Origin of the sequence: Pseudomonas sp. S5D5 (assembly GCF_003013355.1) — a bacterium.
GTDB classification, from domain to species: domain Bacteria; phylum Pseudomonadota; class Gammaproteobacteria; order Pseudomonadales; family Pseudomonadaceae; genus Aquipseudomonas; species Aquipseudomonas aylmerensis.
In genome coordinates, this window is record NZ_PTEO01000001.1 from 2,868,020 (window position 1) to 2,888,188 (window position 20,169).

General features: G+C 61.9%; 16 protein-coding genes. All 16 read left to right on the forward strand.

Annotation, left to right across the window (positions count from 1 at the left end; all coding sequences use genetic code 11):
- Positions 1 to 473: 473 nt before the first annotated feature.
- From tssA to C9990_RS13605, 16 genes are read left to right on the forward strand one after another with little or no spacing between them, the layout of a single operon-like run.
- The gene (gene tssA / locus C9990_RS13530; RefSeq protein ID WP_106803591.1) at positions 474 to 2,027 is read left to right on the forward strand and encodes a type VI secretion system protein TssA; all 1,554 of its coding nucleotides are present in this window, start codon (positions 474 to 476) and stop codon (positions 2,025 to 2,027) included.
- Between the two features lie 32 nt (positions 2,028 to 2,059).
- Entirely contained in the window at positions 2,060 to 2,557 is a 498-nt protein-coding gene (tssB, locus tag C9990_RS13535) for a type VI secretion system contractile sheath small subunit (RefSeq protein ID WP_065907795.1), read from the forward strand.
- A 28-nt stretch (positions 2,558 to 2,585) separates the two neighbouring features.
- Positions 2,586 to 4,061, forward strand: a complete 1,476-nt coding sequence (gene tssC, locus C9990_RS13540) for a type VI secretion system contractile sheath large subunit (protein ID WP_106803592.1) — start codon at positions 2,586 to 2,588, stop codon at positions 4,059 to 4,061.
- Positions 4,062 to 4,075: 14 nt separating this feature from the next.
- Complete coding sequence (tssE, locus tag C9990_RS13545) at positions 4,076 to 4,477, forward strand: type VI secretion system baseplate subunit TssE (protein ID WP_106805650.1); 402 nt, start codon at positions 4,076 to 4,078, stop codon at positions 4,475 to 4,477.
- Entirely contained in the window at positions 4,467 to 6,254 is a 1,788-nt protein-coding gene (tssF, locus tag C9990_RS13550; RefSeq protein WP_106803593.1) for a type VI secretion system baseplate subunit TssF, read from the forward strand. The genes tssE and tssF overlap by 11 nt, the downstream gene beginning before the upstream one ends.
- Entirely contained in the window at positions 6,218 to 7,225 is a 1,008-nt protein-coding gene (gene tssG / locus C9990_RS13555; protein ID WP_065907802.1) for a type VI secretion system baseplate subunit TssG, read from the forward strand. Before tssF ends, tssG begins: the two co-directional genes overlap by 37 nt.
- A gap of 12 nt (positions 7,226 to 7,237) precedes the next feature.
- Positions 7,238 to 9,670: an AAA family ATPase gene (locus tag C9990_RS13560; protein ID WP_106803594.1), complete on the forward strand. Its 2,433-nt coding sequence runs from the start codon at positions 7,238 to 7,240 to the stop codon at positions 9,668 to 9,670.
- Positions 9,667 to 11,199, forward strand: a complete 1,533-nt coding sequence (locus C9990_RS13565) for a sigma 54-interacting transcriptional regulator (RefSeq protein ID WP_106803595.1) — start codon at positions 9,667 to 9,669, stop codon at positions 11,197 to 11,199. The genes C9990_RS13560 and C9990_RS13565 overlap by 4 nt, the downstream gene beginning before the upstream one ends.
- A gap of 41 nt (positions 11,200 to 11,240) precedes the next feature.
- The gene (locus C9990_RS32750; RefSeq protein WP_106803596.1) at positions 11,241 to 11,372 is read left to right on the forward strand and encodes a type VI secretion protein; all 132 of its coding nucleotides are present in this window, start codon (positions 11,241 to 11,243) and stop codon (positions 11,370 to 11,372) included.
- 16 nt (positions 11,373 to 11,388) lie between these two features.
- Complete coding sequence (tagH, locus tag C9990_RS13575; protein ID WP_106803597.1) at positions 11,389 to 12,558, forward strand: type VI secretion system-associated FHA domain protein TagH; 1,170 nt, start codon at positions 11,389 to 11,391, stop codon at positions 12,556 to 12,558.
- Positions 12,559 to 12,563: 5 nt separating this feature from the next.
- Entirely contained in the window at positions 12,564 to 13,043 is a 480-nt protein-coding gene (gene tssJ, locus C9990_RS13580; protein ID WP_065907870.1) for a type VI secretion system lipoprotein TssJ, read from the forward strand.
- A 1-nt stretch (position 13,044) separates the two neighbouring features.
- Entirely contained in the window at positions 13,045 to 14,373 is a 1,329-nt protein-coding gene (gene tssK, locus C9990_RS13585; protein ID WP_106803598.1) for a type VI secretion system baseplate subunit TssK, read from the forward strand.
- A gap of 5 nt (positions 14,374 to 14,378) precedes the next feature.
- Positions 14,379 to 15,242 (forward strand): type IVB secretion system protein IcmH/DotU, encoded by an 864-nt coding sequence (gene icmH, locus C9990_RS13590; RefSeq protein WP_065907813.1) that lies wholly within the window; start codon positions 14,379 to 14,381, stop codon positions 15,240 to 15,242.
- Positions 15,243 to 15,257: 15 nt separating this feature from the next.
- Positions 15,258 to 18,620, forward strand: a complete 3,363-nt coding sequence (gene tssM / locus C9990_RS13595) for a type VI secretion system membrane subunit TssM (protein ID WP_106803599.1) — start codon at positions 15,258 to 15,260, stop codon at positions 18,618 to 18,620.
- Entirely contained in the window at positions 18,617 to 19,330 is a 714-nt protein-coding gene (locus C9990_RS13600; protein WP_106803600.1) for a PP2C family serine/threonine-protein phosphatase, read from the forward strand. Before tssM ends, C9990_RS13600 begins: the two co-directional genes overlap by 4 nt.
- The gene (locus tag C9990_RS13605; RefSeq protein ID WP_106803601.1) at positions 19,327 to 20,169 is read left to right on the forward strand and encodes a serine/threonine-protein kinase; all 843 of its coding nucleotides are present in this window, start codon (positions 19,327 to 19,329) and stop codon (positions 20,167 to 20,169) included. The genes C9990_RS13600 and C9990_RS13605 overlap by 4 nt, the downstream gene beginning before the upstream one ends.

Genomic DNA, 20,169 nt, shown 5'->3' on the forward strand with positions numbered 1-20,169 from the left:
TTTCCTTGCCTGATTGATGAGGTAGTTCCAACGGGCAAGTGTGCCGGTCGGAGACGTACCCTTAACAAGAAGCGTGCCGGAAAGTGCGAGGGCCAATGAAAGTAATGGTCTGGCAGGTTCTTGATCGAACTATTGAGTCAGTAGGAGTGTTTTTAAGCGGTTTTAAGTGAGGTGTGTTGCGCAGAAGTGCGCAATTAGTTGCTCATAGGCTTTGTATAAGCCGCATTTGGGGTAGGGGCGGAAGTTACGGCTTGGATGCTTGTTTACCTGTGCAATCTGCTGCGCACGCCTCGATTTACAAGGGTTGTAGGAAATTCCTTAAGTGCACTTCCCTCGCTTGCTGGATGTTCAATGCATGGCTAAGGTTTGCGAACTTCGTTGCGGATCGAGCGAAGGTCAGGTGGCATTCTGATGCACGAATTTAATGTGCTTAGTTGGCCTTTGCTGTCTTTGGTAGTTGTGCGCGGTGCTCAATGTCTTATTCGGACAAGTTGTGTGATCATTATCTTGAAGTCGCAAAAATGCCTTGCTCGCAAACAAGTTTTGCTGGCAGCGACATGCGCTTTTCGAATGAGTATGACGCGCTCGAGACCGAGTTGGAGAAGGCGCAATCGCTGCATGGCAGCGGCCAGCCCGATTGGCACAAGGTCCTCGAAATCAGTGAGTCGCTGTTGTGTCGCCAGTCCAAGGATCTGCGCGTAGGCGTCTGGTTGACCTGGGCATTGCATCAGCGTGACTCCTTCCCCGGGTTGCTGGCCGGCCTCGGGTTGTTGCGTTATCTCTGCGAGCAGCACTGGGCGGCGCTGTATCCTGCAAAGCTGCGCACCCGGAGCGCAGCGCTGCGTTGGTTGGTATTACGGCTTGAGCCGTTGTTTGCGCAGAGTGTATCGGTACAGAGCCAGCAGCCTTTGTTTCACTGCGTACTCGAACAACTGGTGCGGCTCGATGAACTGTGGACCGAACACCTGGGAGATGACGCGCCGCTGTTGCTGCCGATTCGCCGACAACTGACGCAGCGATTGGAACGCGTTGCACACGATGAGCCGCAGCCTGCCGGGTTGAGCGATGCGATTGCGCAGGTCAAGCAGGCCACCACTCAACTGCTGAAGCCCGAAGCGGTGGTGGAGAACGAAAAACAAGCGCACAGAATGTTGCGCACCTTGCAGGAGCAAGCTCGTCCCTTGTGTGCCTGGTGGTTGCGACAGAGCGCCACCGACCTGCGGGCATTACGCCTGAATCGAACCTTGGCATGGCTGGCGCTGGTCAGTTATCCGGACGCCGACAACCAGCACGTCACCTCATTGCGCGGACTGGCCCCCGACAAACTCACACGATTCCAGGAGCGTTTTGCCCAAGGGCATCACGCCGACCTGATACTCGAACTTGAGGCCAGCCTCGCCGGTGCCATGTTCTGGTTCGACGGGCTGCATAGGCTCTGGCAATGCCTGGAGGCGCTGCAGGCGGATCAGGCCATGACCGAGCTGGAAGTGTCTTTTGCCTTGTTGCTGCAGCGCTTGCCCAACCTGCCCGAGTATCGCTTTCACGACGGCACACCGTTCGCCGACCCGGCAACCCGCGATTGGATCGCGCTGCAGGTAACCCGTCACCTGCGCAGGCCTGAGTCACCGGCGGTCGCGGCCGATGTCGATGCCGAACCATGGGAGAAGGCCTTGCAGGAGGCGGTGCCCAGGCTGCGCAAGGACGGGCTCAAGAGTGTCATCCCTGTGTTCAAGCAGGGCATGCACGGCGCCCACAGTGATCGTGCCCGGTTTCATTGGCGTCTCGCACAGGCCCGGGTGTGTGTACACGCGGGCAAGCATGAGCTGGCAAAGATCCAGCTCGAATACCTCGATCACGAGTTGCAACGGTCGGCGCTTGAGCGCTGGGAGCCGCAGTTGGCACTGCAGGTGGCCCAGCTCCTGCACCGCTGCTGCGACCTGATGCCACAAAACCACGCCGTGCGCGAGCGCAAGGAAGACACCCATCGCAGGCTGTGCCTCTTCGATCTTGAAGCGGTACTTGAATAGGCTTTCGAGCCACTTGAAAACGGAGCAGCACCATGGCCAAAGACGGTTCGGTAGCACCCAAGGAACGTATCAATATCACCTTCAAGCCAGCTATCGGTGGGGCGCAGGAAGAGGTTGAGCTGCCGCTCAAGCTGCTGGTCCTCGGTGATTTCACCCAGCGTGAAGACCTGCGCAAGCTTGAAGACCGCAAGCCCGTCGCACTCGACAAGAACACGCTCGACGAGGTGCTGGCCAAGCAGGCACTGAGCCTGACGCTGAATGTACCCAACCGGCTCCAGGAAGGCGACGACGCCGCCGAGTTGGCCATCCAGGTGCGTATCAACACCATGAAGGATTTCAACCCTGCGAACCTGGTGGAGCAGATTCCCCAGCTGCACAAGTTGATGGCGTTGCGTGAGGCGCTCATGGCGCTCAAGGGACCGTTGGGCAATACGCCAAGCTTTCGCAAAGCAATCGAGCAGGCCCTGGCCGATGACGTTTCCCGCGCAAGGGTATTGGCAGAGCTAGGGCTGAACAGCCCCACCGCCTGACATTCTCAGTTAAAAGGACACTGACAGCATGACCACCCAACAGAACGCGACGCCTGCACACGCCGTGGATGAATACAGCATCCTCGACAACATCATTGCCCAGACTTTGCTCGGCGCCGACGACGAAGCGTACGGGATTGCCAAGCGGGGCGTCTCGGCGTTTATCGAAGAACTGATCAAGCCGCAGAACAGCGGCGAGCCGGTCAAGAAACGTTTGGTCGACCGCATGATCGCCGAGATCGACACGAAGCTCAGCCAGCAAATGGATGAGATCCTGCACCACCCGGATTTTCAGGCGCTGGAAGCCGCCTGGCGTGGCTTGCAGTTACTGGTCGAACGCACCGACTTCCGTGAAAACATCAAGATCGAACTGCTGAACGTCTCGCGGCAGGACCTGCTGGATGATTTCGAAGACTCACCGGAAGTCACCCAGTCGGGGTTGTACAAGCATATCTACAGCGCTGAATACGGTCAGTTTGGTGGTCAACCGGTGGGCGCGGTGATCGCCAACTACTTTCTTTCCCCCAGTGCGCCCGACGTGAAGCTGATGCAATACGCTTCCAGTGTGGCCTGCATGGCCCACGCGCCTTTTATCGCGGCTGCCGGGCCGGGTTTTTTTGGCCTGGAAAGTTTCACCGGCCTGCCTGACCTCAAGGATCTCAAAGACCACTTCGAAGGTCCACAGTTTGCCAAATGGCAAAGTTTCCGCCAGAGCGAAGACTCGCGCTACATCGGGTTGACGGTGCCGCGCTTTCTGCTGCGCACGCCTTACGATCCCCTTGAATGCCCGGTCAAGACCTTCGCGTACCAGGAAAATGTGGTGAACAGCCACGAGCACTATCTGTGGGGCAATACGGCCTATGCCTTCGCCACCCGGTTGACCGACAGCTTCGCGCGCTTTCGCTGGTGCCCGAATATCATCGGACCGCAAAGCGGAGGGGCCGTGGAAGACTTGCCGTTGCATCACTTCCACAGCATGGGTGAAATCGAAACCAAGATTCCCACCGAAGTATTGGTCTCTGACCGGCGTGAATACGAGCTGGCGCAAGAGGGCTTCATTGCCCTGACGATGCGCAAGGGCAGCGACAACGCCGCGTTCTTCTCCGCCAGCTCGGTGCAGAAACCCAAGCAGTTCGGTATCAGCGCCGAGGGCAAGGACGCCGAACTGAATTATCGCCTGGGTACCCAACTGCCCTACATGATGGTGGTCAACCGCCTGGCCCATTACCTGAAGGTCTTGCAGCGTGAGCAACTGGGTTCGTGGAAGGAGCGCACCGACCTGGAGCTGGAGCTCAACAAGTGGATTCGCCAGTACGTCGCCGACCAGGAAAACCCCAGTGCCGAAGTGCGTGGGCGACGTCCATTGCGGGCGGCACGCATCGTTGTCAGTGACGTCGACGGTGAGCCTGGCTGGTATCGCGTGAACCTCAGCGTGCGACCGCACTTCAAGTACATGGGGGCGGATTTCACCCTGTCGCTTGTTGGCAAGCTCGATAAAGCATGAGCAGGGGGCAGGGGATGACCCACAACCGAAGCCTGTTCGAACGCCTTGATCGCCCGGAAACTGCGCCCGTTTGCGGCGTGACGTCTGTAGCAGCGCACCTGGGGAAAATGCTCAGCATCCGCGCGGGCAGCGTTCTGACACTGTCGGACTATGGGTTGCCCGACCTCAATGATATGAACCAGAGCCTGCATGAGTCATTGAGCCAGTCGCGCCTGCTGATCGAGCGGTTTATCCGTGCTTATGAGCCGCGGTTAAAGGAGGTGCGGGTCATCGCGCTGCCACGGGATCACGACCCGTTGGCACTCGCATTTGTCATTGAGGCGGTGATGACGGGCGCTGGGGGCAAGCAACCAGTGGTTTTTACCGCGCGGCTGCGTGATGCCGGGCAGGTCGAGGTCTTGCCGGATGTCCTTTAATCGCTATTACCAGAGCGAGCTCAGTGCGCTGCGTCAACTGGGGCGACGTTTCTCCGAACGCAATCCGGCGCTCGCACCGTTTCTTGCCGAGCCCGGCCAGGATCCGGATGTCGAGCGGTTGCTGGAGGGCTTTGCGTTTCTCACGGGGCGCTTGCGGCAGAAACTGGACGACGAGTTGCCGGAGCTGACCCATTCCCTCATGCACTTGTTGTGGCCCAACTACATGCGGCCGATGCCTGCTTTCAGCATCCTGCAGTTTGATCCGCTGAAGCATGCGGGGCCGGGAGTGAGTGTTGCGCGGGATACACCGGTCGAAAGTGCGGCCATCAACGGCGAGCGCTGTCGCTTCCGTACCTGTTACGCCACACAGGTCCTGCCGCTGCAACTGAACGCTGTGGACTACAGCGTTCAGGGCCAGCAGGGCCGGTTGAGCCTGCGCCTGGAGATGAGTGCCGAAGGCAATTTCAGTGAGTGGACCTTCGATCAATTGCGCCTGCACCTGGCCGGCGATCGCTATCTCGGCCAAGGGTTGTACCTGGACCTGTTGCGCCATCTCGAAGGTATCGAGGTGTTGCCCTTCGGCCAGGATGGCTTGCCGGTCTGCGACGTTGATGGCCAGGCGCTCGCGCTGCGGCTCGGTGCCGACCAGGTGAGCCCGGTGGGATTCAACGAGGAGCACGCGTTGATTCCCTACCCGATGAATACTTTTCGCGGGTATCGCCATTTGCAGGAGTACTTCGCCTTTCCTGACAAATACCTGTTTGTCGACGTCGGCGGGCTGAATGCGCTGCGCAGCTTGCCGTCAGAGCAGCTCAGACAGGTGCGTGGGGTGGTGATGCGTTTCGAGCTGCGCAATCCGTGCCATGGGGCCCGACACCCCACGTTGGAGAATGTGAAGCTGTACTGCACGCCGATCGTCAACCTGTTCAAGCATGACGCGGTGCCCATCCGCCTGGACGGCAAACAGGACGAGTACCTGCTGATTCCGGGGGAATATTCGCGCGAACACGCCTGTGTGTTTTCCGTGGACAGCATCACCGGTTGGCAGCCCGGCGGGCAGGGGTATCGGACCTACGTACCGTTCGAGTCCTTCGAGCATGACGGCGCGGCCGAGGCATCCAAGGCGTCACCCAGCTACAGCATCCGCCAACGCCCATCCGCACAGCACGCCGGGCTCGATACCTGGCTGGGGTTCGACAGGGCGCCGGAGCACGATCAGGAAACGCTGTCTATCGAGTTGACCTGTACCAACCACAACCTGCCCAGGCTGCTTCAGATCGGGATGATCAACCAACCGTGCGAGCAGACACCACAAGGGTTGTCGTTTCGGAATATCAGTGCACCGACGGCGAGTTTCTCACCGCCCCTGGACCAGGACTTTCTCTGGCGGCTTATCAGCAACCTGTCGCTCAACTACCTGTCACTGAGCGACATCAATGCCCTGAGGGTCATCCTCGAAACCTATGACTTGCCGCGCTACCACGACCGGCAAGCGCAGAAGGTCAGCGAGAGACGGCTGGGCGCATTGCACTCCGTCAGGCATGTGGCCGTCGACCGATTGCAGCGTGGCCTGCCGTTTCGAGGGTTACGCATCGACCTGACGATCGATCCGCAAGGCTTTCTCGGCCAGGGCGAAGTGTTTGTGTTCGCGTCGGTACTCAATGAGTTCTTCGCACTCTACGCCAGCCTGAATGCCTTCCACGAACTACGAGTCATCAGCACACAAGGAGACGTGTATCTATGGCCACCCCGGATGGGCCAGCAACCCCTGCTTTGACGGCGCTGTCCTGCGTCATCCGTGAGTACTCGCTGTTCCAGGCGGTTCTGCAGGTGATCAAGCGTCTTCGTGTTGCCCATCCGACCTTGGATGACGACGCGCTGTATGACCAGTTGGAGTTTCAGGCCAACCCGGGCCTGGGGTTTCCCGGTCACGATATTGACCGGGTGGAGTTTTTCGTTGAGCGCGGCCTGCTGCGAGCGCGGCTGCGCCTTAACGTGCTGGGCCTGTGCGGTGCCGGTTCGCCACTGCCTGCGTTTTATGGCGAGCAGGCGTTTGCAGACAGCGTAGGCGGCAACACGACGCGCGAGTTTCTCGACCTGTTTCACCATCGCCTGCAGCGGCTGATGCTGCCTATCTGGCGCAAATATCGCTATCGGGCGTGTTTCCAGGCGGGGGCGCGCGATGCTTTTTCCGAGCAGATGTTTGCCTTGATCGGCTTGCGGGGGCCGCAGATCCGCAACGCTGTGCCATTGAACTGCAAGCGGCTGCTGCCCTACCTGGGCCTGCTCAGCCTGCGCGCGCATTCGGCAGCCTTGATCGAAACGGTGCTGCGCTACTACTTCAAGCACCGTCGCGTGCACATCGAGCAATGGGTTGAACGCACGGTGGTGATTGCCGATTCACAGCGAAATCGCCTGGGTACTGCCAACAGTGTGCTGGGTGTGGACCAAGTGCTGGGAAGTCGGGTTGCCGATCGCAGCGGCAAGTTCAGGGTGCACGTGCAAGGTCTCGACTGGCAGCGCTTTCACGGGTTTTTACCCACGGGCACGGACTATCCATTGTTGTGTTCATTGGTGCGACTGACCGCACGGGACCCTTTGGAATATGACCTGCGCCTGGTGCTGGCCAAGGAATCGATAAGGCCATTGCACCTGGGCGAACAGAACGTTTGCCACCTCGGTTGGACCAGCTGGCTGACGCATGAATGCGCTGACGGTGTGGTCATTGTGGCCAGCAACGCTAATTAGGGATGAATCATCATGATGAATGTGGACCTGCAACACCTGATCCAGACGTTGACCGCCCAAGCCCGCCAAGACCTTGCCCGTTCAGCCGAGCGTTGTGTGGCTCGCGGCGGCACGCAAGTGCTGGTGGAAGACTTGCTGTTGGCCTTGCTGGACGATCACGAAGGCCTTCTGATGCGAGCGTTGGCGGATGCGGGGATCGACGCCGGCGAGCTGCGAGCCACCTTGCAACCCAAGGGCGAGTCGAGCGCGTCACGCAACCCGGTATTTGCCCTGGCCCTGGTGCAATGGCTGCAACAAGCCTGGATGGTTGCCCACCTGGAGCTCAAACACACCGAAGTTGATCATGGCGCCTTGTTGCTGGCGCTGTTGCGCCATCCGTTGGAGCACGCAGGCAGTGGCTATCAGGCGGTGCTGAGCCGATTGGACACGCGGCGCGTGCAGGATTTTCTGATGGCCCAGGCGCCTCGAGGTCCCTGCGCATCGAATGGCGAATCCTTGCTGGAACGCTTTACCCATGACCTGACGCGGCAGGCCCAGGACGGGCGTATCGACCCGGTGTTGTGCCGCGATGCCGAGATCCGGCAACTGATCGACATCCTTGTGCGCCGGCGCAAGAACAACCCGATTCTCGTCGGCGAAGCCGGGGTGGGGAAAACCGCAGTTGTCGAAGGCCTCGCCTTGCGTGTGGTTAGCTCGCAGGTGCCCGAACCTCTCAAGGGTGTACGAGTGCTGACGCTGGACCTGGGCTTGCTCCAGGCGGGTGCCAGTATCAAGGGTGAGTTCGAACGGCGCCTCAAGGGTGTGATCGATGAGATCAACGCGTCGGCGCAACCGGTGATCCTGTTTATCGACGAGGCTCATACGTTGGTCGGGGCGGGCGCCCAGGCCGGGTCCTCGGACGCGGCCAATCTGCTCAAGCCGGCCCTGGCGCGTGGCGAGTTGCGCACCATCGCCGCGACCACGTGGAGGGAATACAAACAGTACTTTGAAAAGGATCCAGCGCTGGCACGGCGTTTTCAGCCCGTGCTCATCGGTGAGCCGAGTGTCGACCAGGCGGTTTCGATCCTGCGCGGGTTGGTGCCGGTGTATGAGCGCAGCCATGGGGTCTACGTTCGTGACGATGCCGTCGTTGCGGCTGCACAGTTGAGCGCCCGTTACCTGGCAGGGCGTCAGTTGCCGGACAAGGCGGTGGATGTGCTGGACACCGCCTGTGCACGCTTGCGCACCAGCCGGGACAGCGCGCCCGAAGAGTTGCAACGCCTGTATGCCGAACAGGCGGCAGGTGCGCTGCAGCACCAGGCGTTGAGCCGTGACAGGGACACCGGGCTTGTCGTCGATGAACAGGCCTTGCAGGCGTTGAACCTGCGCATGGCGGCAGTGGAATGCGAGCGGCAGCCGCTGGAGCAACAGTGGCTGGAGCGGCAAGCGTCTGCGCAACACGTGTGCCCGCGCCTGGTCGCGCAGGTCATCAGCGCCTGGACCGGCATCCCCGTTGAACAGCTGGCCCTTGAGACCAATGAGCGGGTTATGGGGTTTGCCGACGCGTTGCGTTCGCGCCTCCTTGGTCAGGAGCAAGCCGTACAAGCCCTTGATCGCAACCTGCGCGCGGTGGCCGCCGGGCTCAACAAGGTCGACGCACCCGTCGGGGTGTTCCTGCTGGTGGGCCCGAGTGGCGTGGGCAAGACCGAGACGGCCTTGGCCCTTGGTGACCTGCTGTACGGCGGCGAGCGTTTCGTCACTACCCTCAACATGACCGAGTATCAGGAAAAACATGCGCTGTCGCGGCTGATTGGCGCACCACCCGGCTATATCGGCTATGGCGAGGGCGGGGTGCTCACGCAAGCCGTGCGCCAACGTCCGTATTCAGTGGTGCTGCTCGATGAGGTGGAGAAAGCCGACCCGGACGTGTTGAACCTGTTCTATCAGATTTTCGACAAAGGGCTGGCCAATGACGGCGAAGGGCGGGAGGTGGATTTTCGCAACACGTTGTTCCTGATGACCTCCAACCTCGGCAGTGAGGCCGTCGGCGACTTGTGCGCGGATGGCCGGCGCCCGGATGTGCAGGTGTTGCAAGAAGCGCTTGAACCGCTGCTGCGTGCCCACTTCAAGCCTGCATTGCTGGCGCGGATGCGGGTGGTGCCGTACTACCCGCTCACCGGTGAGCTGCTGCATGAAATGGCCCGGCTCAAGTTGGAGCGCCTCGGGCAAAGGCTGCAACTGCGCAAGCTCTCCTTCAGCTACACGCCTGAGCTGGTGGCGCACATGGCTGAGCGGTGTACCCATGGTGATAGCGGTGCCCGGTATATCGATCAATGGATCGAGATCCACTTGCTGCCACAGGTGGTGGATCGGTTGCTGGAGGCCATGGCCAGTGGCGAGCCCCTGTCGCGGGTGCATGCCGGCCTGGGCAGCCGTGGCGAGCCCAGCTGCGAGTTCAACCAATGACGGATGACCGCTTGAACCCGCTGACCCATCCCGTGGCTTACGCCGAGGCGTTGCTGGCGTGGTTCGCCCGCCTGGGCATCGATGGCGACGAGACGACGTTGGCGGGTCTGTGTGTCGAGGCGGCCGCGCAACTGAGTCAGTGCGAACTCAGCCAATTGTATTGGCGCGACGAGCCAACCGGCGGACTGGGCCTGATTGCCGAGCATTTGCCTGCGGGGCTGCCGGCCGCCGAGCCGGTTTTAAACGCGGACTCCCAGTGTGAGCAAGTGCTGCAGCATGTGCTCAGTCAGCGAAAGGGCCTTTGCATTGATGACCTGCCGACCAGCGTCTACGACACCGGGTTCTTGCCCGCGATGGCGACGCCTTGGCAGTCATTGTTGTGCGTGCCGCTGTTCAACCGGCAGAAGACCCTCGCGGGCGTATTGCTGTGTGCGAGCCACCACTCGAAACCGTTGCAGGACTACAGCGTTTCCCTCGGCCATCTGGCGAGCTTCGCCTTGATGCAACTGGCGTTGCTGCGACGGATGCGCACTGCGCAAAGTGTCGCGCAGCCGCAGGACTGTGCACCCGTTCCTCGCGCGGCGTTGGGCTTGATCGGCAACAGCGCTGCCATGGATGCCACCTGTCGACTGATCGCCAAGGTGATGGGGACCCCATACACGGTGCTGCTGCGCGGCGAAACCGGTACCGGCAAAGAGGTGGTGGCACGCGCCATCCATGCCGCCGGGCCGCGCAGCAGCAAGGCTTTTGTGGTGCAAAACTGCGCGGCCGTTCCGGAAGGCCTTCTGGAAAGCGAACTGTTCGGTTACCGCAAGGGCGCCTTCACAGGCGCCGAACGCAACCACGCTGGGCTGTTTGATACGGCGCACGGCGGCACTTTGCTCCTGGACGAGATCGGCGATATGCCGCTGTCGCTGCAGGCCAAACTGTTGCGGGTATTGCAGGAAGGTGAAATTCGCCCATTGGGGTCCACAGCGGCGCATAAAGTCGATGTACGCATCATTGCCGCGACCCATCGAGACCTCGCTGCGATGGTCGCACAAGGGACCTTTCGCGAAGACCTGTACTACCGGCTGGCGCAATTTCCGATTGAACTGCCGGCCCTGCGTGAACGCGATGGCGATGTACTGCTGCTGGCGCGTGATTTCACGCAACAGGCCTGCACTGCCCTGGGGCGCGCGCCCGTGGAGTGGTCGAGTGCTGCGCTGGATCAGCTCTCCAGGCATGGTTTTCCCGGCAATGTGCGCGAACTCAAATGCCTGGTGGAGCGCGCGGTGCTGCTCTGTGACGACGGCGTGATCCTGCCGGAGCACCTGTCCTTGTCAGCGGTGCCCACCGATGAACCCGTCGACACCACGTTGCGCCAACGCCTGGAGCGGGTGGAGCGCGTATTCCTGATCGACTGCCTGCACAAGAACCGTGGCAATCGCACGCGTACCGCTCGCGAGCTGGGCGTCGCGCGCCGCACGCTGCTCTATCGGCTGGCCCGCCTGAAGATTCCCATGGGCGATGCCCGTGAGGAGGGCTGAATGAGTGCGTGCGCATACCTGATTTCCCTGGGAGGAACCTGATGCCTTTTCGTTCGTGGCGAGCCGTGGTGCTTGTGTTGTGTTTGCTGGGTGGCTGCAACGCCAATTATGTCTTTGATGATGCTGACTATCGTCCGTTGGGTGATCCCCTGGCGGCCCGTCGCGGCCATTGAACAGGGAGGTCCTGCGATGCAATTAGTGCTTGAAGTGTGTGAACCCGCGGAGGGTGAGTTGCCGGCGCGCAAAACGTTTGACGGCATCGGCGGCGTGATCGGTCGTGGCAAGGCGTGTGACTGGATCATTCCGGACACCGCGCGTTTGATCTCCAGTCACCATGGCCTGGTCAGCTACCGTGACGGTGGCTACTTCCTCACCGATATCAGCAGCAACGGTATCGGTGTGTCCGGCAGCGTGGAGCGCCTCTGCAAGGGGCAGGCGCGGTTGATCAACGAGGGCGATGTTTACCAACTGGGCGCGACGCAGATTCGAGCCCGGCTGATCGGACATCAGCGCCATCCAGGCGTCCAGGGGCAACCCATTCCCGACGATGCGTTCCTGGGGTTGGACCCACTCCAAGCGTTGGAGCGTGAACAACGCGGTGGCGAATCATCGCCGGAGCTGGACGCGTTGGACACGTGCACAGACGCGGTCGGTCACTCGATGGATCACCGGGCTGTGGACCATGACCACCTGGTCGTGCCTCAGTGGGCTGAGCCGGTCAGGGAGATTGAGTCGCCACCACCCGACAGGATTGCCCCGGCAACCACAGAGACCTTCTGGGCGCAGTTCGGCGAGGCGTTGGGCATGCAGGTGGATACGCTCGATATTCCCGGGCGCGAAGCCCTGGCGATCAAGGCCGCCGGGTTGCTCAGGCAAACCATCGATGGTTTGCAGCAAGGCCTGCGAACCCGCGACGAGCTGTACACCGAGATGGGCCTGGATGGCTGCACTCCGGTGATGCGTCAGAACCCCTTGAAAGACTGCGGCGATCCCCAGACGGCCCTCGCGTCGCTGTTGGGCGGCGGCGATCCGCGCCAATGCCAGGCCGAGCGGGCGGTCGTCCAGGCGTGGCAGGAATTGCAAGTGCATCAACTGGCCCTGGTCGTGGCTTGCCGTACCGCCGTGCGCAGCGCATTCGCGCGCTTTGCGCCAGGCCATCTGCTGCTGTGTTTCGAACGCGAGGGTAAGCCGCGTCGTTTGCTCACCGATGGCGCGCATTGGCGCGCGTACCAACGCCACTACCGTCGGTTGTGCGACGAGGCCTGTCCGGAGGAGCCGCTATTGCGCATTGATTTTTCCAAAGCCTACACGGAGCAGGTGCGCCTGATCTCCACCCTGCACGCGGCGTACCCGGGATGATGTTCATGTATCGATTTGCATCAATGGTGGTAGCGCTGGGCCTGTTAGTCGGTTGCAGCAGCGTGTCGCCATTTTCGACCCTGACCAAGCTGGACCTGACGTTGACGGCCAGCGACGAGGTCAACCCCGATCTTCATGGCCGTCCTTCGCCGGTGGTCGTGCATTTGCTCGAGCTGCGGCATCCCGTGGCATTCGAGCATGCCGACTTTTTCAGCCTGTATGGCCGGGCCGAACAGTCCCTGCCCAAAGACTGGGTCAGCAGCGAAGAACTGACACTGCGGCCCGGGGAGCGGTTGGCGCTCAAGCTTGGCGTTGGGCCGCACAGTCGTTACGTCGGCGTCCTGGCGGCCTATCGCGATTTGCCCCATGTGCAATGGCGGCTGGTGTTGCCGGTCATGCCAGCGCACCTGACGCGTGCCGACCTGGTGCTGGACCAGACCGGTATTCGTTTCGCCGTCCCGCACACCGACAGGCAGGAGGATTGAGATGCAGGTGCATAACGTTATCTGGCGCGAAGGCATGCTGCTCAAGCCCCAGCATTTGCAGCACAACGATCGCTACTACCATCAGCAGCTCAACCGCACTCGGTTACTGGCCGGTGATGCCTGGGGGTTCCTCACCCTGGAAGTCGACTTGCAGTACCTCAATCTGGGCAAGGTGGTGGTCAACCAGGCCAGCGGTGTATTGCCGGACGGCAGCCTGTTCGAGCTGAGCGGCGCGATGCAACCCCTGGTCTTGCAGGTGCCCGCCGACGCTGGCCCGCAAGCCGTGTACCTGGCCTTGCCCTTGGTGACCTTGAATCAGATTGAAGCGCGCAACCCTGAGCAAGTCGATGTGCTGGCGCGCTATGTGGCCTGTGAAACCGAGATTGGCGATTCCAACGCCGGCGTCGACTCGCGCTGCCAGATCAACTGTGCACGCCCGGACCTGCGCCTGATCCTGGGAGAGCAGGCCAGCGACCCGTGCTACGTGAAACTGCAGGTCGCCCAGTTGCTGGATTCGACCCGCGAAGGCGGGGTACGGCTGGACACGGATTTCGTCCCGACGTTCATCTATCTCCAGGAGGCCGGCTATGTGTCGTCGTGCGTCAAGGAGGTGATCAGTCTACTTGCAAGCCGTGGCGATGCGATCGCCGCGCGCGTCCAGGGTAATGGCACCTCCGCAGGCGCACAGGTCGGCGACTTTCTGATGCTGCAACTGATCAATCGCGCCGAATTGATTGTGCGTCACTACCTGGGCCAGACCCAGGTTCGTCCAGAGGCGGTGTACCGCGAGTTACTCTCGATACTCGGCGAGCTATCGACGTTTGCGACCGATAGCAAGCGTGCGCAATGGGACGTGCATTACCGGCACGCCGACCAGGGTGCGGGCTTTCGCGGCTTGATGGTCGGCTTGCGCGCCGTGCTGTCGTCGGTGCTCGAACAGCATGCCATTGAGCTGGTGTTGCAACCGCGCCAGTACGGGGTGCTGGTCTGCCCGGTGAGTGATCTCAAGTTACTCGGGACGGCGACGTTTATTCTGGCGGCAGCCGCGCAGTGTGATGCGCAAGAGCTGCGCCATCGATTGCCCGCCCACCTGAAGATCGGCCCTGTGGAGCGCATCCGCGAACTGGTCAACCTGCATCTCGCCGGTATCAAGGTCAAGCCACTGCCGGTGGCGCCGCGACAGATTCCTTTTCACGCCAACAAGACCTATTTCATGCTCGAACTCAGTGCCCGTGACATCACGCAGTTGGAGCAGTCGGGTGGTTTTGCCTTCCATGCCAGCGGCGAGTTCGCCGAGCTGGAACTCAACTTCTGGGCCATCAGGAACTGACTGCCATGAACAGGGAAAGTGAATACGCGCAGGATGAGAAAACCGTGCTGCTTGATCGCGACGGGGTCGGACCGGCGCAGGGGCCGTTGACGGACGCTCCCTCGCCACCGCGCTTCGAGCAACTGGAAGACCGGATGATCTACACCGCCCGCCTGCAGGAGGCCCAGCGCTTCAATATGGGCCCCAATGCGTTGCTGGCGGCGGCGTGGGAACTGCTGTCGCAGGTGGTACAGCTCAAGGCCAGCGCCGGGCGTGAAAACCTGCAGGCCCTCAATGAGCGGCTGTCATCCGGCGTGGCGATGTTTGAGGCGCATGCCTTGCAACAGGGCGGCGAGGCGGGCCAGGTGATGTCGGCGCGTTATGTGTTGTGCAGTGTGATTGACGAGGCGGTGGTCACCACGGCGTGGGGCAGTCGCAGTGAGTGGCCGCGGATAAGCCTGTTGAGTCGCTTTCACAATGAAACGTTTGGCGGCGAGAAATTTTTCCAGCTGCTTGAGCGGCTGTCGCGTGATCCCTTCAAGCACGTGGCGATGCTGGAGTTGATGTACCTCTGCCTGTCGATCGGCTTTGAAGGCAAATACCGTGTCATGGAGCGAGGCGGGGCCCAGCTCGATTCGGTGAGGGATGCCTTGTACCGACAGATCAAGCATGTGCGGGGTGATCGTCCCTCGATGGCCGCACCGTCCGGTGCAGCGCAGGGCCGCCATTCTCGAATACGCATGCTCTCTACCCCTGCGGTCGTGGCCGTAGGGTTGGCCGCTGTGCTGGCGATGTACCTGGGTTTTGCCTGGGTACTGGGCAAGGAACGCATGACGGTGCTGCAACCTCTTCAACTGTTGGCGTCGGCTCAGGCTCGAACGCCCTTGTAACGCTGGGAGCAAGGAATGAACGCATTCTTCAAGGGCGCGGGCAGGGTGCTGCGCAAAATCTGGGTCTGGAGCCTGTTGCTGGTGTTCGCCGGCGCACTGCTGGTGTGGTGCTTCGGGCCATTGCTGGCCGTCGATGACTATCGTTTCTGGCACAGTGCGACGGCGCGCCTGCTGACCATCAGTGGCTTGTTCCTGCTGTGGGGGCTGGCAATGGTGTTGGTGGATGCGCGCCGGTCGGCGCGGCTCAACCAGCCGGCGCACCAGGCGAAGCATCAGCACCAAGGGCTGATCAGCAATGAACGCCAGCAGGTGCGCGGACGCTTCAAGGAGGCGCTGCAGACACTGAAAAGCACCCGCCGCTACGGTGAGCGCAGCGAGCGTTGGCGCAGCGAGTTGCCCTGGTATTTGCTGATCGGGCAACAGGGCAGCGGCAAGACTCACTTGCTGGCCGCCAGTGGCCTGCAAGGTCCGCTTGATCGAACCGGGCCCGCCCCTCTGGGGGCGACCTCCTGCTGTGATTGGTATTTCGCCGACGAAGCGGTGCTGGTGGAGACTGCCGGCCGTTACCTGACTCAGCCTGACCCTTCAGTGGATGCGGCCGGATGGTTGACATTGCTGGGTCTGCTGAAGGCACGGCGCAGGGCGCGGCCGCTCAATGGCGTGGTGGTGACGTTGTCGGTGGACACGTTGCTGGGCAGCAATGAGCATGATCTGGAAATGCAGGCGCGTCATGTGCATAGCCGCCTGCAGGACATCCAGCAAAGCTTGCATGTGGATGTGCCGGTTTACCTGGTGTTGACCCAGGCCGACCGGTTGGCGGGCTTTGCCGAATTCTTTGATGTGCTGCAAGGCGACGGCCCGGAGGACGTCTTCGGCGGGCGCCTGGAGACCGACGGGGCCGGCGTGGAGATCGCCCAGGTGAGAGTCGCGTTCGAGGCACTGTTGCAACGCCTTGGGGCGGAGTTGATCCCGCGTTTGCACCAGGAGCGAAACATCGAGCGACGTGGCCTGATTCTCGATTTCCCACGGCAGGCTGCCCGTCTCGGCGAGCGCTTGTGCCTGTTCGTCGAGGCGGCGTTTTCCGCTCATCGCTACCAGCGTATCAATGGGTTGCACGGGTTCTACCTGACCTGTGCGAAGACGAGCGAGGTGCGCGCGCATTTTGTCCAAGCCCTGTTCAACCGCGTGATTTTTGCCGGGGCCGACCTTGCAGGGCTGCAGGCTCCGGAGCGGCATCGCCTGCGACGGCGCCAGGGATTGCTGGCGTTGACGGCAGCGTTGGTCCTCGGCGCTGCGGCGGTGTTGTGGGGGCACAGTTATTCGTTCAACCATCAACGCCTGGCGCAACTGCCGGAGCTGCTCAAGCCTGCGCCACCCACGCCACCCGGTGCAGACGAGACCCTGGTATTGCTGGCGCTGCTGGACAATCGCCTGGCGGCGACGCGGGTGTTTGCCCCGTTGGCAGAGGTGCGCTGGGTGGATCGGGCCGGGTTGTACCAGGGGCAGGTGAGTCGGCCGGTGTTGGCCAACGCTTATGAGCAAACCCTGCTCCAGCAACTGCTGCCGCAGGTGAGCCGCCTGCTGGAGGAGCAGTTGCAGAACAGCCTTGGCGAGCGTGAACGACTGCTGGAGACCTTGCGCGCGTACCTGATGCTCAATCTGCGCGAGCGGCGCGACACCCGCTGGTTGACCGAGCATCTGGCTGGCCTGTGGTCTGCGCGTTATGCCGGGGATATGTCAGTGCAGACGCGGTTGAATGAGCACTTTGCGCGGTTGCTGGAGCAACCGTTCGCAGTGCCCGTGAACGAGACGCTCGTGGCCGAGGCGCGGCAGGTATTGCGCGGTGAGTCGCTGGCAGACGTGGTCTACCGGACATTGCGCGAGCAGGCCAGCAACCTCGAACCTTACCGGTTGGCCGAGAGTCCGGTGTTCTCCCCACTGGAGCCGCCCATCCCCGGCTTCTACACCAAGAGATACCTGCAGTATTTCGAGAAGCAGGGCCCCCGACTGGTGAATGCAATCGCCCAGGACAACTGGGTGCTCGGAGAGGGTACCGACCTCAGTCCCATGGATTTGCGCAGCTTGATGCTGGCGTTGGAGCAGCGCTACTTCAGTGAGTATGCCGATGCCTGGAGCCAGGCCCTCAGCCGCATTCGGCTGCAGGAAAGCGACGACCTGAGGCAAACGGCGGACCAGCTTGCAAGCCTCACATCAGCCCAGTCTGCATGGGTCCAGCTGTTGCAGCAGGTCCGTGAAAACACTCAACTGTTGCCGATCCATGAACGGCTTGAGGCGATCGGCCAGCAGGCGGGCGCAGCAGGTGTGGCAGTGCCTGGCGCCTTGCTTGCGCAGGTCGTCCCCGATGCCGCCCGGCGCGCGCTACAGCGTCGCTTCGAGCCTTTGCATCAACTGCTTGATGAAACGCAAAATCCAGGCGCCAAGCTCACACAGGCATTGCGCCTGCTCGATGAGTTACACCTGCAACTATCGGCGTTGAACCGGGAAAGCTCGCCGGAGCAGGCCGCGTTCAAACTGGTCAAGCAACGCATGGAGGGGCAGCAGCCGCTGTTGAGCAACCTGCGCGATGCCGCTACGCGCCTGCCGTTGCCGCTCAAGGGCTGGGTCGAAGGCATTGCTGATCAGACTTGGCGTCACCTGCTCGATGACGCGTATCGGCACGTGAACCAGCGTTACCACAGTGAGGTTTACGCCTTTTACGCCAAGGCGATCCAGCGTCGATACCCGTTCAATGCGCATGCCGGCAGTGATGTTGCCTTGGGCGATTTCCAGGAGTTTTTCAAACCGCGGGGGGCAATGGCGCGCTTCCATGAGGGCTACCTGCGGCCTTTCGTCAGCGTCGAGGGTGCGCGTTTTCGCTTGCGAAGCGTGGATGGGCGCAGCCTGCCGATGTCGCGTTCACTGCTGGAACAACTCAACAAGGCCCAGATCATTCGCCAGGGTTTTTTCACCGAGGAGCAGGGGGAGTGGGCGGTTCGATTCACCCTGGCGCCCTATAGCCTGGACCAGGCGGTGAGCCGGGCGATCCTGCAGGTGGGTGAGCAGCAGTTGGAATACCGTCATGGTCCGATCGTGCCGATGGCCTTTCATTGGCCTGGCGAGGCGGACAACCGGCGCAGCAGCCTGGTGCTGGAGCGCGGTGCGCAACGGCCACTGGGGATTGAAAAGAACAACGGGGACTGGTCGCTGTTTCGCCTGTTCGATCTGATGCAGAGTGAGCCGGCCAGCGGCAGGGAGGCGCATATCATCAAGGCCGACCTTGCCGGCCTGCGCGCCAATTACCTGCTGACCAGCCAGCGCAATCCCAGCCCGTTCCAGATGGCGGCCTGGCGCACCTTCCGCTTGCCGGAGCAGTTGTGAGCCAACGACCGGCCTGGCGCAGCGCCGGGCGTACCCTGCAAGGCAAGGCGCGCTCGCGCAACGAGGACGCTTTTCTCGATGCACCGCAGGCCGGTTGTTGGGCGGTGGCGGATGGAATGGGCGGCCACCAGTCGGGGGACGTGGCCAGCCAGCGGGTGATCAGTAGCCTGGCGGCGTTGCCTGAGGGTGGCTCTTTCGAGCAACGCATCGAGGCGGTCCGGGTTTGCCTGCGCGGGCTCGACAGTCAGTTGGGCCAGGTGCTTGCGCAACCGGGCATCGTTGGTAGTACGGTGGTCGCCTTGCTGCTTGAAGCCAGCCGTGCGGCCTGCATCTGGGCCGGGGACAGCCGCTGCTACCTGTGGCGTGGGCAGCGCCTGTATCAACTGTCGCGTGACCATTCGCTGCAACAGCAACTGATGGACACGCAGCAACTGAGCCTGGAGCAAGCCCAGGCCCACCCGAGCGCCAGGGCCTTGACCCGTGCGATTGGCGCGCGCCGACCGCTGAGCCTGGAGGTCCTGGAACTGCGCACGCGCCCAGGCGATGTGTTTTTGTTGTGCAGCGATGGGCTCTACCAAGGGCTCAGCCATGGTCAACTTGGCAGCGCCATGAGCCTGGACGCACCCTGGCAAGTGGTGGAGCGCTTGTTCAGCGAAGTGTTGCGCGGGCCGGCGCGGGATGACCTCACCGCTGTGGTGATCCAGCCATGAGCGTCGCTGCAGCCTTGCCGAATCTGCTGGCGGGGCGTTATCAACTGGAGCGCATACTCGGCAGTGGGGGCATGGGCGTGGTCTATCGTGCCCGCGACCTGCTGCATGAGGCGTTTGGCGAGCCCAGCGCCGGCATCGCGCTGAAGGTGTTGGGCGAGACATTGTCCGCGTCTTCCGATGCCCATGTGTTGCTCTACAGCGAATTCGCCCTGACCCGCAGCGTGCGGCATGACCACGTGGTACGGGCGTTCGCTTTCGAGGTCGATACGGTTCATCAGCTGGCATTCTTTACCATGGAGCTGATGCAGGGCATGACCCTGGACCGGGTGCTCAAGGGCTGCTTGCAAGGATTGCCGTGGCATGAACTGCAGCCCCTGGCCTTGCAACTGCTCGACGCGCTCGCCTGCAGCCATCGGCAAGGCATCCTGCATGGCGATGTGAAACCCGCCAATATCATGCTGGGAGAGCAGGGGCTGCGCTTGTTCGATTTCGGCCTGGGTTACGCCGAAGCGCAGGAAGCGGCGGGGCTGCCGGGCTTGAGCCGGGGCCGCCTGAACGCCTGGACACCGGCGTATGCGGCGCCGGAACTGATGGCCGGTGGCGCACTGTCGACCCGTACCGATCTGTATGGCGCTGCGTGTGTGCTGTATGACTTGGCCCAGGGGCAGCGCCTCGGCGGGCGCCAGCTCGATCAGCAACTGCCACGGCCACGACGTTTGCCCAGGCACTGTTGGCCGGCGCTGCGTTCAGCCCTGGCGGCCGATCCGGAGCAGCGGAACGTGAGCATCGCCGAGTTGCGCGAGGCGCTGGCTGGCCCTCGGCGGCGCTGGTTCCTCTAG

What these genes read in the sequence shown, in the direction of transcription:
- tssA (WP_106803591.1), top strand. Translation starts at nt 474, where the DNA reads ATGTCTTATTCGGACAAGTTGTGTGATCATTATCTTGAAGTCGCAAAA.
- tssB (WP_065907795.1), top strand. Translation starts at nt 2,060, where the DNA reads ATGGCCAAAGACGGTTCGGTAGCACCCAAGGAACGTATCAATATCACC.
- tssC (WP_106803592.1), top strand. Translation starts at nt 2,586, where the DNA reads ATGACCACCCAACAGAACGCGACGCCTGCACACGCCGTGGATGAATAC.
- tssE (WP_106805650.1), top strand. Translation starts at nt 4,076, where the DNA reads ATGACCCACAACCGAAGCCTGTTCGAACGCCTTGATCGCCCGGAAACT.
- tssF (WP_106803593.1), top strand. Translation starts at nt 4,467, where the DNA reads ATGTCCTTTAATCGCTATTACCAGAGCGAGCTCAGTGCGCTGCGTCAA.
- tssG (WP_065907802.1), top strand. Translation starts at nt 6,218, where the DNA reads ATGGCCACCCCGGATGGGCCAGCAACCCCTGCTTTGACGGCGCTGTCC.
- C9990_RS13560 (WP_106803594.1), top strand. Translation starts at nt 7,238, where the DNA reads ATGATGAATGTGGACCTGCAACACCTGATCCAGACGTTGACCGCCCAA.
- C9990_RS13565 (WP_106803595.1), top strand. Translation starts at nt 9,667, where the DNA reads ATGACGGATGACCGCTTGAACCCGCTGACCCATCCCGTGGCTTACGCC.
- C9990_RS32750 (WP_106803596.1), top strand. Translation starts at nt 11,241, where the DNA reads ATGCCTTTTCGTTCGTGGCGAGCCGTGGTGCTTGTGTTGTGTTTGCTG.
- tagH (WP_106803597.1), top strand. Translation starts at nt 11,389, where the DNA reads ATGCAATTAGTGCTTGAAGTGTGTGAACCCGCGGAGGGTGAGTTGCCG.
- tssJ (WP_065907870.1), top strand. Translation starts at nt 12,564, where the DNA reads ATGTATCGATTTGCATCAATGGTGGTAGCGCTGGGCCTGTTAGTCGGT.
- tssK (WP_106803598.1), top strand. Translation starts at nt 13,045, where the DNA reads ATGCAGGTGCATAACGTTATCTGGCGCGAAGGCATGCTGCTCAAGCCC.
- icmH (WP_065907813.1), top strand. Translation starts at nt 14,379, where the DNA reads ATGAACAGGGAAAGTGAATACGCGCAGGATGAGAAAACCGTGCTGCTT.
- tssM (WP_106803599.1), top strand. Translation starts at nt 15,258, where the DNA reads ATGAACGCATTCTTCAAGGGCGCGGGCAGGGTGCTGCGCAAAATCTGG.
- C9990_RS13605 (WP_106803601.1), top strand. Translation starts at nt 19,327, where the DNA reads ATGAGCGTCGCTGCAGCCTTGCCGAATCTGCTGGCGGGGCGTTATCAA.